The sequence below is a fragment of the Vibrio sp. MM46 genome, from assembly GCF_027587135.1.
GTDB classification, from domain to species: domain Bacteria; phylum Pseudomonadota; class Gammaproteobacteria; order Enterobacterales; family Vibrionaceae; genus Vibrio; species Vibrio harveyi.
Genome location: NZ_JAPPTO010000005.1, coordinates 255,432 through 269,563, shown reverse-complemented (window position 1 = coordinate 269,563; position 14,132 = coordinate 255,432). Strand labels below are relative to the sequence as shown.

The window sequence follows — 14,132 nt, the reverse complement described above, 5'->3', positions numbered from 1 at the left end:
ACGAAAATAGCAAACGTTTGCCATTTTCGTTCGAATGACCGAGCAAGCATTAAACGACTAAAGAAATGATAATCTTATTAATAACATTACATGTAGAGTGGCTATAGGTCATAAGATAAATTTATAATTAGACTTTTGCTTGCTTTTTCTTGCGATATTCAAGTGGTGAGCAATCATTTTCTCTCTTGAATATCTGCCTGAAAAATTGTGTATCCACATAACCAGAACGACTAGCGACCTCATCAATGGACAGTTTTGTTGATCTCAACAACTCTTTAGCGAAAGACAAACGACCTAGTTGAATAAACTTAAGTGGACTAATAGAGGTCGCATCTTTAAAACGGCGCTTTAATTGCCTCTCTGACAAACAAGCTTCATTCGCTAGGTCGCTGATGGTAACGATGTCCAGATCCATAGTAAGAATCCATTTTTGGATTTTAAGAATTAGCTCATCCTTGTGTTGCATGTAGCGAAAGACATCACAATATGAATGCGAGTTTCCACTCCCTTCTATTGTGCTTAAGAATTGGTTACCTAGGTTTCTAGTCTGTTTTCCGAAGTACTCTTCGACAATCTCCAACATGACGTTTGAGTGAGAGTACGGTCCTGAAGATAAGTAGAGATTCCCATCGATGAGCGCTTTCTGCTCAGTCACTAACATGATCTCTGGGAAAAGCTCTCTAAAAAGGTGGGCGAAGTATGAGTGCATTACCGCTTTGTTCTGCTGCAAAAGCCCCGCCTTCGCAACGACAAAAATACCGGTATCAATAGCAACTATTTTGCTGCCTTTTTTATGTAATTTTTTGATCCAATCAACCAGTGCAGGATCAATCTTATCAAGCGATTCTAAGGGGTCTCCTATGGAGCCAATAATTAGTATGTTAGTAAAATCAAAAGATTGCCATTGGGAAGTTGGTTGAACGCTTATCCCTCCTCGACCGCTCAATGGCCGGTTGTTTGGCGTTACGATATGTGTCATGAAACCCGGGAACTCAGCAAACTCAGCCGCTGTTTCTAGGATCTCTAATGAGCTTATTATTGACGCAAAATACCTCCCTGTCGGAGCTAATGCTACGACACGGAGGTTTTTCTTATTGTTTTCCTTCAATCTGCATTCATCCTGTGCATATAAGGCAATGAATTATAATGCTTTTCTACGGAATATCATTCCTTATTATGAATCTGTACAAATTATTACTCTTTGTTCTTAGGCTAATTAGCATCATACACAAAGTAATCCACAAGCCCATTGAGCCACCTTCTTCACTTTTACCAGGATCGGTTTCCGACACAACAGCTTGCTTAACGACCACTTCAACGGTTTTGGTAATGATCGCGCCATCTTTGTCGTTTACCGCCACTTCAAACGTCAGCTTTTCACTTTTCTTGCTGACTTTCGGTAAAGTCACTTCCACATTTGGTGTCTCTGTGGTGGTAAACTTAGCGGTGGTTCCTGAAACTTGGCGCCATTTGAACGAGTGATCAGCTGAGTCAACATCTTTTAGATCAAGGGCTGATAATGTAACTTTGTCGTTTTCTAGGCCCTCTTTACGGCTTGCTTTTACCGCAAACGTTGGTTCATCATTGACCGCTTCAATCGTTATTACAGCCGTTGCAGTGTTAGATTCACGCCCGTTTTCTTTCACAATTGCAAATTCAAACTGGTCGTTACCAAAATAGTTTTCATCACTTTGGTAGGTATCGCCATCTAACTTACCATGCTTAGGCGCGGTTTTAATCACGATGGTGTCACCCTTCTCCAATCCTTGCTGCTGACGCAATTCAAGTGCTAAAGGCTTGTCTTCTTGGGTTTTGTATTGAAGGTTGCTCGCTGTGACAACTGGAGAATTGACGGTGATAACAACTTCACCTTCAGCCGTCGTACCAAAATCGTCAGACACTTGATACTTCATAACTGTTCTCTGCTCAGGAATATCTGAAACAGGTACTGAGTAACGAATTTTCTGCCCAGCAATTTCTGCACTGCCAATCGCTGGTTTTGTTGTGATTTTGTCCAACTTAATGGTGTTATTTGCATCAGAAGAACGATCGTTCGCTAATACATCAATCGTAACGCTTTCACCACTCATCAACGTCACAGAGTCTCTCTGGGCAGTAATGCTCGGTTTTGCTTGAGGTTTTTCTAACAAAGCAGCAAACGGATAGTTACGACCACGACCTTCGCTTAAACCATTCGTCTTGTACGTATTTGTAGTACCGAAAAACTGTTTCTTTTTCTGTCCGTTAGACAAGTAAGCATCCAAGAATGAGTAGCTGTACTCTGGCTTCGCGTTTTCTAACTCAATCACCAACAGCTGTTCGCCGTCATCAATCTCAAAAGGTGCAGCAAACATCACTCGACCGCCCGAATCAGGAATCGTACCCGATGACACTTCAACTTGTGTATCAACGTTTATAGATGCATTCCCCCAGCGGTTAGTCGTTAAGTCATACTTAAACATGCGGTAGCGCATATCGGCATTTGGCTGAATTGGTTTCGCATACAAGTAGAAACCTACCAATGTCTTGTAACCTTCGTTGTTATCTAACCCAAACCCTATTGTGTTATTGCGTGAGTCTTCATAAACGTAAGTTCTTGACAGTGAGGTGATCCACGCCGATTTATTGTTTGAAGAAGGAATTGACGCTCGTAGCGATCCATTTTGCGCTGTGCTCGCAATATCATTAATTGAGATATTGGTTTCGCGCCCGCCAGTGATTGTTTTTAGCGAAGGCGATGTATCGTCCGTAACTGTCACTACATTGCTTGAACCAGGGAACACGTCCCCCTGATCAGACCAACCACGCGTTTGTAATTCATCAAGCCCATCCGCTTGGAAAACCTGTACTTGCATTGGACCATTGTCGTTAAAGCGATTGTCCACGCTCACTGCTGTGATTAGTAGCCCTTCACCAGATAACGCACGGTCATATTGGTTTTTGCGGCGGTTTTCGAAGTACGCTCTAGGTCCTTGTTGCTTCAAGTAAGGGTCGAGATACATCACTCCCTCGCCTTGTGCCGTTTCAATGGTCGCGGAACCAGAAGTATCAATGACCTTAGATTTAATGAAACCAGCAGCTTCCTTACTCCACGCCAGCATATTGACCGGAGTTTCCCCTGCGTAGCTATCGCCTTGTTTTCTTGCCCAGCTTCCTCCGCCCATAAGACCCCATTGGCCCACAGAACCAGAATGCTTGTAGGAGTATAAATCCGGTAGTCCAAGCATCAAGTGTCCAAGCTCATGGGCAATAACCCCCATCGTAGACTGATGATTGCCTTGGAAGTCCGCAAACAAACAGTAATCACGGATCGTCTTACCATCGATCTCAACTGTATTGTGACTGAAGCGGTGAGGCCAGATATATGGTGTGTTAATTGAGCCCGCAGATTTATCGTATCCTGCAAATACAAACATCACCGACAGCTCATCAGGGCTAATTTTGTCATCGTTGTTATCGTCGTAAGTCGACAAATCTACGTAACGATCTAACTTATCGTAAGCCGCCTTGAACGCCGCTTTTAGCTTACCATCACACGTCGAATCATTTTTTGAATGGCAATTCGGATGCGCAATGTCCAGCGTAATATCGATAACACCATCATTCGCTGTGCCTTGTGTTTCTCTCGCCGGTTCAACGATATAACGTCCGTAACTGTTCTTGTGGAAGTAGTCTTTGACGCTTTGTTGGTTGTCACCAAAAATCACATCGGTAAAGTCGTTCACAAACGCTTCATCATTGAAGCTTACTTGGACAACCAACAAAGGCTGATGCTTTGGGTCATCTGTCGCGTTAACCGCTCGAAGTGGCGTTTGCTCAAAATAGGCATCGCTTAGCGGATCAATACGACTAGAAGGTACTAAAGAGGACGTCGGACTGACTTTTTCTTTTAACAGTGCTTTCACTGATTGTGGTGTTTCTAATTTGGCTTCCACACCAATTGAAGTCGCAACAAAGCGACCATCAACCACTTCGTGTTGACCATAAAACCATCCTGTATCTTCGTCATAGACGTAGATAATGCCTTCCCGGTCTTGATACCAAAAAGATTCTTGGTCGCCATAAAGTTTTAGCTCTTTCCTAGAGCCGTCATTTAATTGGAATTCATGCCAAGTAGGTGCAGGTAACGTATTAGCATGGGCAAAAGAAGCCATCAGTGTACTGATGATCGGAAAATATATTTTTTTCATATACTCGTCGACTAAGGTTAAAAAGTGACGTTATGTATATCAAAATCAATTTTTCCTTCCCAATTAACAATTCTACTAACGTTATAAAAAATGGTTATCTGATTAATATCACATTTAAATATCCTCAAGGATCATAAGACATATTTATTTTCTTATTAAATCCTATTATTTAACTATGGATTAGTAAAAATATATATTTAAATCCCATTTTAATTACAATACTAATTCTATGAAAAATATTACAACCGCATGTCTTCTTTTATCCATGCTTGGTGTTTTAACTGGATGTGGTGGCGATGATTCTTCCGGTGGTGTCACGACAGTTCCTATCGCTGATGTGGATTCCGGCGATAAAAATGATGACACCACTGACGCAGATTCAGATTCAGATTCAGATTCAGATTCTACAGCAGATGATGACACTACGGGTGATGATGACTCTACCAAAGACGACGGAACCACTGACGACGATACTGACGTAGATGACGATACCGAGCTTTTCCCACACAAAGGAAAATGTACTGTTACGGAACTTAACCTTGACCGAGTTAATATCGAATCACGTGTCGCCAACAGCGACTACGAGTGTATGAGAACTTGGTTCTCCCCTTCTGCTGAACAAGCAGATACCGTTTTTAGCACATTGAGTGTCACACGAATTAACGCTGGCTTAAAAAAAGCAATTGAAGCTTATAAAGGGAAAAAGGAACAAGCTCAGCAGATTTATTACTTGGGCGAGTTTATCAAAGCAGCGTATAAGAACCGACACGACACGTTTGCACGAGACTTACAGCCTTTCCCTTCGGAATTGGGCGCAGATATCGCCGCTACGATCCAAGAGTTTTTACGCTCACCACACGCATTAACAGATGGACGTGAACAACAAGAAGCACTGGCATCCATGTTGATTGTTGTTGATAGCATTAGACAACTTGCCATTGCCGCTCCCGATGTTTTCGCTGTTCTCGATACCTTTTCTGAAGACAAAAGCGAGAGCTACTATTATCGCAAAGCGATCAACAATGTTTTTATCGCTATGGCAGGCCATTCCCAAACCAAAGCGTTTTACGATCTTATCGAGTCTGACCCACGTTATATTCATCGTTTGAGTGCTTTTATAACCAACAACGAATGGGCGATCGGAACGGATTCTGAACAATTACTCGGCAACGCCGCCCGTGAGCTCGCTAGACTTGTCAAAACCCAAGATGCGAGCACAAAACAAGTCGTCATCGATACTTTACTTAGCTTGTTGGCACGTTACCCACTCGGTGGTAAATCGGACCGAATATGGGTTGGTATTGCTGAAATGGTCAATGCTTATGCGCCGGATTACCTAGAACAACTCGGGCTTGGTAATGCGAAGCAAGATCTAAAACAGAAAATCATGACATTCAGTTACGACTGTCGTGGACCTGCGCAAATACTCGCTCAGGAAATGACTGAAGCTCAAGCAGTGACAAGCTGCGAAACATTGAACCTGAAAGAAGATGACTTCCACCAAATTGTTAACACGGGATATCAGCCTGTCGCTGATGATCATAGCGACAGTGTTGACGTTATTGTTTTTAAAACCAAAAACGACTATTCAACCTACTCTAGCTTCCTATTCGGTAACACGACCAACAACGGCGGACAATTCCTCGAGCGAGACCCTTCCAAGCAAGGAAATGTACCTCGATTTGTCGCTTATCAAAACGGATGGGATGACGACTTTTCGATTCTAAACTTAGAGCATGAATACATTCACTATTTGGACGGACGATTTAACCAATACGGTGACTTCCACGAGACAATGCGCGAAGGTAGCATCGTTTGGTGGTTGGAAGGCTTCGCTGAATACATGCACTACAAAGACGGCTATACTGCGGCATTAGTACTTGGTAAAGACAAAACTCACACTTTAGATGAAGTGTTCCGTACCAACTACAGCGACGGTTTGAATCGTGTTTACCGTTGGGGCTACCTAGCCGTACGCTTTATGTTAGAAAAGCATCCTGAAGACGTAACCGAGCTTTTGGGATATTCACGCACCGGACAATACAAAGAGTGGGTTAAACTCCTTGAACGACTCGGTCCTACCTACAATACAGAGTTTCACTCATGGCTAGATGAAGTGACCAAAGACATTGATGACACGGACATTTCTAAGCCGAAGCCAAAAGAAAAACCGAAGAAAATTGAGCTCAATACCAGTGTTCAAGTTAGTGGTGAAAAGTTCGCAGAGAAACTTTTCTTCGTCGACGTGACGCAGAGCTTCAATCAATTGGAAGTATCGATTACCGGTAGCGGTGACGCCGATTTATATGCTTGTTATGACAAAGTCTGTCACTACTTTGAATACGAGTGGACCAACTTTACTCATGGCAGCAACGAGTCCATTTCGATTCCAAAGAATGAAGACGGCACCATAAAAACGGGTCAATACTATTTCAGCATCAGTGGTCGTGACGAGTTCGACGTCGAACTATCAGTGGTCGCGAAATAAGCCACTCCCAACCTTCATTAAGCACCTGTTTTCCTCACGGTGCTTAATGAACATTAAATATAATTTATAGCGCTATTATAATTCTTAATTTCCTGAAGTAATTACTTTGGATATAAAATGCAAAACAATGCTTAAGTGTAACGTCGTAATATTAAATTGAAAAAGTGAATAATATGCAAAGGAATAAGCCTTACCTGCCTAACTTCAAATTGACTGACTTTGATATAGAAACATTAGTACAACCTATCATTTGCCCTAAAAGTCAAGAAATTCAATATTACGAAACGTTATCGAAGATTTGTACTTTTGACAAAAATAACATTAATAACGACGTCTTCTTTTCAATTGTAGATAATTCGTTTATTCAAACGCTCGCTTTACAGCAAATTCAATTTTCACTCGCCCAATACCCACACCAGCGACACTCATTTAATATTAAGCTTTCATGTTTGGCTGACGAGCACTTTGTACAAAAGCTCTTAAGCTTCAACGGAGCCAAGTTCGCATTAGAAATCAGTGAGCTTGATTGCTATACCGAATCGAAAGAAATACACCATAACTTGTCGCAGTTACAGGCAAACAACATCGAAATTTGGTTGGATGATTATCATAGCAACAACAAACTCGCCAATATGTCGCTCGACACCATCTTTTGGGACCGTATTAAAATCGACAAAAGCTTCCTCAAGTACGCGGATCTAGAGTCTATACAAGCGTTAGAGTACTTCTTAGCACCATTTTGTTCTCGTGGTTTGATTTTTGAAGGTGTCGAAGACACTCAACATCATGAGATGCTTAAAGAGTGCCACTCTTTGGTCCAAGGCTACCACTATTCGCGCCCTTACCCATTGCAGTCTGAACAAGCTGTTTCGTTGTGTTCTTAACAAACGACTTTCTTTTCCTAGCCATTCCTCCAGATAACGAAACGCCCAAAGATTCTCTTTTTGGGCGTTTTCACTTTCAAGCCGCGTTCAAACTCAATCATCCGTAATCTAGCTAAGGTATTGATCTCAGTTTGCACATCCAATTTATGTTGTTTCAGGTCAAGTAACCACACTATAAACATGGAAATATTGCCTTTCTGATACAACACTTAATAAAAAGGAGGTGCGTATGAAAAGATTCAAAAACATCTTGTTCGTTAGCCAAGGATTGGCTGGCAAAAGTGACTCACTGGAACAAGCAATGAAACTTGCCACAATCCATGACGCTCGCTTATCTGGGCTTATCGTGTGCCCTGAGATGCCATCCAATATGCGCGAATACCAACAGACCTACGAAAATTCTCTGATAGACTCACTATTTACTGACATTAAAACCGCACAGTTGAACGATCCTTTCTCTGACGATGTAGAGCCGTTCCCAATCAGCGTTGAGAGCGGTGACAAACCTGTTGTCTCTATCATTCAACAAGTTAATAAACACCACTACGATCTGGTAATCAAAGATGCTGAGCCACTGGACGAGGGAACAAAAGGGTTTAAAGCGCTCGATATGAAATTATTGCGTAAGTGCCCTTGCCCTGTATGGCTAAACCGAGCAGCAAAACATGTAACGGTATCGAAACGAGTGGCGGTGGCTATCGATCCCATCATTTCCAGTGAAGAGCAACAAGAATTAACAGTTCATCTTCTCCAGTTAGCCCACTCCATCGCAGACTCCTACAACCAACAATTGCACATCGTGTCTTGTTGGGAGTATCAGATGGAAAGCTATCTAAGGCATCATATTTGGATTCAGATTGAAGATGAAGTGCTCGATCAACAAATCGATGCTCACCGAATCGCACACCGTGAAGCATTGGATTCCATCATCCAAATTTCTGAAATTGATGGTGAGTTCTTTATCCATCACTTGCACGGTTCCGCTGATGAGCAGATACCAAACTGGGTCAATAAAGAGGATGTAGATGTGCTTGTAATGGGCACCATTGCTCGAACGGGCATTCAAGGTATGGTCATTGGTAATACTGCAGAGAATGTATTGCAGTCACTTGACTGTTCTTTGGTGGCGTTAAAACCAAAGAGTTTCGTTTCTCCCCTTTCGGTTTGAGTCAAAACACCAACACCTGGAGGGACTATAAGGACGAAATATGCCTATATGCCCAAGTGACTTCAAGGTATGGATTCTGAGCGTTACGTTAGATTTGAACCCAAGGAACACAGGTTGCAACAGTCATTAAAAAAGGATGCCACTTGGCATCCTTTTGTTTTAAATCACTAAAGCGCAATTAAACGTCGTAAGTTGTCGACGCTGTGTTACCGCCTGTACCAGTCCAGTTTGTGTGGAAGAATTCACCACGTGGACGATCCGTACGCTCGTAAGTGTGAGCACCGAAGTAGTCACGTTGAGCTTGAAGCAGGTTAGCTGGTAGACGAGCAGTTGTGTAACCATCTAGGAAAGATAGCGCAGAAATCGTACATGGCATTGGGATACCAGACTCTAGAGATTTCGCTGCTACTTTACGCCATGCCGCTAGGCTGCCTTGTAGGATGTTTTTGAAGTACTCATCAGAACCTAGGAATGCGATATCTGGGTTCGCTTCGTACGCATCACGAATGTTGCCTAGGAACGCTGAACGGATGATACAACCACCACGCCACATTAGTGCTACGTTACCGTAGTTTAGGTCCCAACCATTTTCGTTCGATGCTTCGCGCATTAGCATGAAGCCTTGAGCGTAAGAGATGATTTTAGATGCCAGTAGTGCTTGACGTAGTGCATCAACCCACTCTTGCTTGTCGCCTTCAACTGGTGTGATTGTCTTACCGAATAGAGACTCAGCTTCAACACGTTGGTCTTTCAATGCAGATAGGCAACGAGAGAATACAGACTCAGAGATAAGAGTCAGTGGAATACCTAAGTCTAGTGCGTTGATACCAGTCCATTTACCAGTACCTTTTTGGCCCGCTGTATCTAGGATCTTCTCTACTAGTGGTTCACCGTCTTCATCTTTGTAGCCAAGGATGTCAGCAGTGATTTCAACAAGGTAGCTATCTAGCTCGGTCTTGTTCCAATCTGCGAATACAGCTTGCATCTCATCTGCAGACATACCAAGACCATCTTTCATGAACTGGTAAGCTTCAGTGATAAGCTGCATGTCGCCGTATTCGATACCGTTGTGTACCATCTTAACGAAGTGACCTGCACCATCGTTACCAACCCAGTCACAACAAGGCTCACCAGCGTCAGTTTTCGCTGCAATACCTTGGAAGATAGGCTTAACAGCTTCCCATGCTTCAGCAGAACCACCAGGCATAATAGATGGACCAAAACGAGCACCTTCTTCACCACCAGATACACCAGTGCCGATGAAGTGGATGCCTTTTTCACGTAGTGCAGCAACGCGACGGTTTGTATCTGGGTAATTAGTGTTACCACCGTCAATAATGATGTCGCCTTTGTCTAGTAGAGGTACTAGAGCTTCGATGAACTTGTCTACAACTTCACCTGCGCGAACCATCAACATCACTTTACGTGGCGCTTCTAGCTTCTCTACTAGTTCTTCTAGAGAGTATGCACCGATGATGTTTGTGCCTTTCGCCGGACCTTCCAGGAACTCGTCTACTTTAGCAGCAGTACGGTTGTGAGCCACAACTTTGAAGCCGTGGTCGTTCATGTTTAGGATAAGGTTTTGACCCATTACAGCAAGGCCGATTACACCGATATCACCTTTCATTGTTTCTCTCCAATTGTCTTTTATTCGACCAGCGACCGTCTTAAACGATTTTCGCCGCTGCGTCTAAATCTAAATACCATTCCGTCAGACCCGATGTCGCTTGGATCTTCGCCGCCGGATATGGAAGTACGCGTGCTGGTGAGCTGTTAATCTCTTCAATGATATCTGCTTTACCAGCACCAAGTACTAAGTAACTGATGCGCTTCGCTGCTTCTAATACGCGTGCCGTCTTTGATACGCGAATCTGACCAGACTCAGGATGAGACGCCAACACTGATAGGTTCTCATCATCGTAGTTTGTCTGACCTGGGAACAGTGATGCAGTATGACCATCTGCGCCAACACCAAGCAAGATCCAATCAAACACAGGAGTGCCATTTTCAGTTGGAATCACTTCTGCCATCTCTTTCGCAAAACGTTCTGCTTCTACTTTTGGCTCTTCTTCACCACGGATACGGTGAATGTTCTCAGCAGGAATATTGACCTGCGTAAAGAGTAGAGCATTTGCTTCGCCATAGTTGCTTTCTGCATCATCAGGCGCAACGCAGCGCTCATCACCCCACCAGAAGTGGAGGTTTTGCCACTGAATTGACGTCGCGTAAGCCTCTGTTGCCAGAAGCTTAAACAGCATTTTAGGTGTGCTGCCGCCAGAAAGAGAGATGTGAACAGGTCGGCCCATTTCGCTAAACGCTTTCATATCGTTAGCAAGGCTTTCTACTACCTGCTCTGCTGTTTGGTAGATCTTGTGGTTGATCATAGTTCGCAGTAGTCCGTATCTGTTAGGTTTTTACAAGGGAAACGCCATGCGCGGTTAGCTCGCTGTAGCAAGTCGTCCGCTTCTTTTGGTCCCCATGTACCACATGCGTATCCGAATAGCGCTTGTGGGTCTTGCTTGAAATCTAGAATTGGTTGCACGTATTTCCAACACGCTTCAACCGCATCGCTACGAGCAAATAGCGTCGCATCACCGTTTAGGGCATCAAGAAGTAGACGCTCATAAGCAGTTAGCATTTGGGTTTCTTGCAGGTCAGCGTAGTGGAAGTTCATTTTCACTTCCTTCGCTTTAAAGCCTGCGCCCGGCTCTTTCAGACCAAAGCTCATTTGGATGCCTTCGTCTGGCTGAATACGAATAATCAGCTTGTTCTCTGGTGCGTTTTGTCCAAACACTGGGTGTGGTGTTTGTTTAAAGTGGATAACCACTTCTGTCACGCGAGTCGGTAGACGCTTACCTGTACGTACGTAGAAAGGCACGCCATTCCAACGCCAGTTGTTGATGTAAGCTTTCAGACCGATGTAAGTCTCAGTACGAGAATCGTCTGCTACGCCGTTCTCTTCACGGTAACCTGGAAGTTGTTGACCACGAACTTCAGACGCCGTGTACTGACCCAATACAAGGTCGTTGCGAAGTGCGTCTTCATCCAGTGGTTTAAGACACTGAAGCACTTTCACGACTTCATCACGCATCGCGTCAGCATTGATTTGTGCAGGCGGCTCCATACCCACCATTGCTAACACTTGTAGCAAGTGGTTTTGGAACATGTCGCGAACCGCACCTGAACCATCGTAGTAACCACCACGCTCTTCCACACCAAGGAATTCTGCGCCTGTGATTTCCACGTAATCAATAAAGTTACGGTTCCAAAGCGGCTCAAACATAGCGTTAGAGAAGCGAAGAACAAGCAGGTTTTGAACCGTTTCTTTGCCTAGGTAGTGGTCGATGCGGTAGATCTGATGCTCTTGGAAGTGTTCGTGGATCTCTTTATCCAGTGAACGCGCTGATTCAAGGTCGTACCCGAATGGTTTCTCAATGATCAGACGCTTCCAACCATCTTCCTCATTGTTCAGACCGTGAGCTGCAAGGCTGGCAGGAATCACGCTGTATAGGCTTGGTGGCGTTGCAAGATAGAAAAGCGTATTACGTTGTTCGAATTGGTATTCGTTTGCCAGTTGGTCTAAGCGTGTCGCCAACTTGCTGTAATCTTGTGTGTCAGAAGTATTGATTGCTTGGTAATGCAGGTGATTGATAAATGCATTAAGCGTTTCTGGCTCAGTTTTCTCCATTTCCTGAAGCGATTTTTTCAGCTTTTCGCGGTAAGAATCGTCGCTGTACTCAGTACGACTTACGCCAAGAATGGCAAAATTCTCTGGAAGCTGTTTGTTCGCATAGAGGTGGTAGAGAGCAGGAATTAACTTACGGTACGTAAGGTCACCTGAAGCACCAAAAATAACGATGCTGCTGTTTTCTGGTATTACCATCATCTTTCCCTTAAAAACGAGGTACTTATTGTGTGCCCGGATACGGCTAAAGGATTGAGCCAACCCTATCAATGGCACTCAAAAATAGAAAATTGGTCTTACCTATTACGTTGATAGGTAAAGCCTATAGTCTCAAATCACTACAACTACTGAGCCCCTTAAACATAGTCAGGTTCTCAACATTTGGAGGTCATATAAGACGCTTATGTCTCTCGAGTACAACCTTGCACTCTTCGGAGGAGATTTCCGACACGGGGGCGTATTGTCTACGACTATTTGATTTACATCAACACTTGGCGGTGCAAACGTTTAAATAATTTACACAAATCATCATAATTAATTGAATTAAAAGAAATAAATACCCTGCCCGGTCTAGTGATAAAATTTAAGCAAAAACTCTAAAAAGATTATTTATTGTTCAATTTTGCAATCCATTACATAAGCTCTGTGCACTATGCAGAATTTACAACTCTACTTCATAGTTGTTGATAATGATACTTAATTAAAGATAATGGAGTATTCTATCAACACACGTTAGGACTGCTATGAATCAGGGCTCAGCAAAACAGCAATCGACGCATCGTATTCAAGGCGTATTGGATTACATTCATAGTAATCTTGATTCCCCTTTGAGCGTTGATGACATCTCGCAACAAAGTTGCTGGTCTCGCTGGCAGTTGCAGCGCGTGTTTCAGCAGCAAACAGGACTTTCGGTTGCAAACTACGTTAGAGAGCTTAAGTTAAGCTACGCAGCAGAGCGATTAGTCGGCGGAAGTGAGCGCTCTTTGGATATTGCGCTGGAAATGGGGTTTGCCTCCGAGCACGCATTCAGCCGCGCATTCAAGCAGATGTTTTCTGTCAGCCCTCGCGAATATAGAAAGAACCAACAGTTATCAGGGTTACGTAAACCATTTACGTTACGCCACCTTCCAGAAGCGTCGCACAATGACGGGCACTTTATCGAAGTAAAGATAGAAACGAAACCAAGCTTTTATCTACAGGGGCTTTCTCAACCAATCAGCGGTTTGTTCTCCCCTTCTCCAAACTTCCATTACAAAGTCCCGCAGTTGTGGCTTCAGCTTTCTCTTATTGCCGATCAAGTCGAAGAGCCACCAGTTCGCCATCTCGGTGTTATTGATGTTACCCACCCTCACTTTGATGGTTCGAATCTTCAATATTGGGCAGGTTATGAACTCGACGACAATGTCCATTTACCAAGCATTCCAAATGCAGTGTCCGATCAACTAGAGACATTATTCGTACCACAGCAAACTTATGCCGTGATCACTCACATCGGTAAGGCAGCGAAACTTGCGCAAACCCTTGAGTGGTTCATCATGTGTTGGTTACCTGCTTCAAATTATCGCGGTGTCGATGGGTATGAGCTTGAAAATTATCCGGCAGACTACCAGCCAAACAGTGATAACGCCCAAATGCAATACTGGTTACCCGTAGAGCGTTGTTACAGCCGATACTCGAAGTAAGAGAAAAGTCCTATCCTTTAGAGCGAGTTGCACCA

General features: G+C 43.6%; 9 protein-coding genes. 4 read left to right on the top strand and 5 right to left on the bottom strand.

The window, feature by feature from the left end:
- Window positions 1-127: 127 nt before the first annotated feature.
- A complete protein-coding gene (locus OH459_RS08255) occupies window positions 128-1,108 on the bottom strand; it encodes a GlxA family transcriptional regulator (RefSeq protein ID WP_017190213.1) in 981 nt (326 codons plus the stop codon).
- A gap of 46 nt (window positions 1,109-1,154) precedes the next feature.
- A complete protein-coding gene (locus OH459_RS08250) occupies window positions 1,155-4,190 on the bottom strand; it encodes a M6 family metalloprotease domain-containing protein (RefSeq protein WP_269986335.1) in 3,036 nt (1,011 codons plus the stop codon).
- A 265-nt stretch (window positions 4,191-4,455) separates the two neighbouring features.
- Between OH459_RS08250 and OH459_RS08245 the strand changes: the two genes are divergently transcribed.
- From OH459_RS08245 to OH459_RS08235, 3 genes are all read left to right on the top strand, one after another.
- Window positions 4,456-6,678: a M9 family metallopeptidase gene (locus OH459_RS08245; protein WP_269986347.1), complete on the top strand. Its 2,223-nt coding sequence runs from the start codon at window positions 4,456-4,458 to the stop codon at window positions 6,676-6,678.
- 173 nt (window positions 6,679-6,851) lie between these two features.
- The gene (locus tag OH459_RS08240; protein ID WP_050908520.1) at window positions 6,852-7,562 is read left to right on the top strand and encodes an EAL domain-containing protein; all 711 of its coding nucleotides are present in this window, start codon (window positions 6,852-6,854) and stop codon (window positions 7,560-7,562) included.
- 229 nt (window positions 7,563-7,791) lie between these two features.
- Window positions 7,792-8,730 (top strand): universal stress protein, encoded by a 939-nt coding sequence (locus OH459_RS08235; RefSeq protein WP_009697497.1) that lies wholly within the window; start codon window positions 7,792-7,794, stop codon window positions 8,728-8,730.
- A gap of 178 nt (window positions 8,731-8,908) precedes the next feature.
- Here the strand turns inward: OH459_RS08235 and gnd are convergent, their stop codons facing one another.
- Genes gnd through zwf form a run of 3 tightly spaced genes read right to left on the bottom strand, consistent with a single transcriptional unit; the run spans window position 8,909 to window position 12,613 of the window.
- Complete coding sequence (gene gnd, locus OH459_RS08230) at window positions 8,909-10,357, bottom strand: decarboxylating NADP(+)-dependent phosphogluconate dehydrogenase (RefSeq protein ID WP_005445995.1); 1,449 nt, start codon at window positions 10,355-10,357, stop codon at window positions 8,909-8,911.
- 40 nt (window positions 10,358-10,397) lie between these two features.
- Window positions 10,398-11,114, bottom strand: a complete 717-nt coding sequence (pgl, locus tag OH459_RS08225; RefSeq protein ID WP_009697496.1) for a 6-phosphogluconolactonase — start codon at window positions 11,112-11,114, stop codon at window positions 10,398-10,400.
- The gene (gene zwf / locus OH459_RS08220) at window positions 11,111-12,613 is read right to left on the bottom strand and encodes a glucose-6-phosphate dehydrogenase (protein ID WP_005445999.1); all 1,503 of its coding nucleotides are present in this window, start codon (window positions 12,611-12,613) and stop codon (window positions 11,111-11,113) included. The genes pgl and zwf overlap by 4 nt, the downstream gene beginning before the upstream one ends.
- A gap of 545 nt (window positions 12,614-13,158) precedes the next feature.
- On the opposite strand from zwf, the gene OH459_RS08215 reads away from it, so the two are divergent.
- The gene (locus OH459_RS08215; protein ID WP_009697495.1) at window positions 13,159-14,097 is read left to right on the top strand and encodes a helix-turn-helix domain-containing protein; all 939 of its coding nucleotides are present in this window, start codon (window positions 13,159-13,161) and stop codon (window positions 14,095-14,097) included.
- The last annotated feature ends 35 nt before the right edge of the window (window positions 14,098-14,132 follow it).

What these genes read in the sequence shown, in the direction of transcription:
- OH459_RS08235 (WP_009697497.1), top strand. Translation starts at nt 7,792, where the DNA reads ATGAAAAGATTCAAAAACATCTTGTTCGTTAGCCAAGGATTGGCTGGC.
- pgl (WP_009697496.1), bottom strand. Translation starts at nt 11,114, where the DNA reads ATGATCAACCACAAGATCTACCAAACAGCAGAGCAGGTAGTAGAAAGC.
- gnd (WP_005445995.1), bottom strand. Translation starts at nt 10,357, where the DNA reads ATGAAAGGTGATATCGGTGTAATCGGCCTTGCTGTAATGGGTCAAAAC.
- OH459_RS08215 (WP_009697495.1), top strand. Translation starts at nt 13,159, where the DNA reads ATGAATCAGGGCTCAGCAAAACAGCAATCGACGCATCGTATTCAAGGC.
- OH459_RS08250 (WP_269986335.1), bottom strand. Translation starts at nt 4,190, where the DNA reads ATGAAAAAAATATATTTTCCGATCATCAGTACACTGATGGCTTCTTTT.
- OH459_RS08245 (WP_269986347.1), top strand. Translation starts at nt 4,456, where the DNA reads ATGCTTGGTGTTTTAACTGGATGTGGTGGCGATGATTCTTCCGGTGGT.
- OH459_RS08240 (WP_050908520.1), top strand. Translation starts at nt 6,852, where the DNA reads ATGCAAAGGAATAAGCCTTACCTGCCTAACTTCAAATTGACTGACTTT.
- zwf (WP_005445999.1), bottom strand. Translation starts at nt 12,613, where the DNA reads ATGGTAATACCAGAAAACAGCAGCATCGTTATTTTTGGTGCTTCAGGT.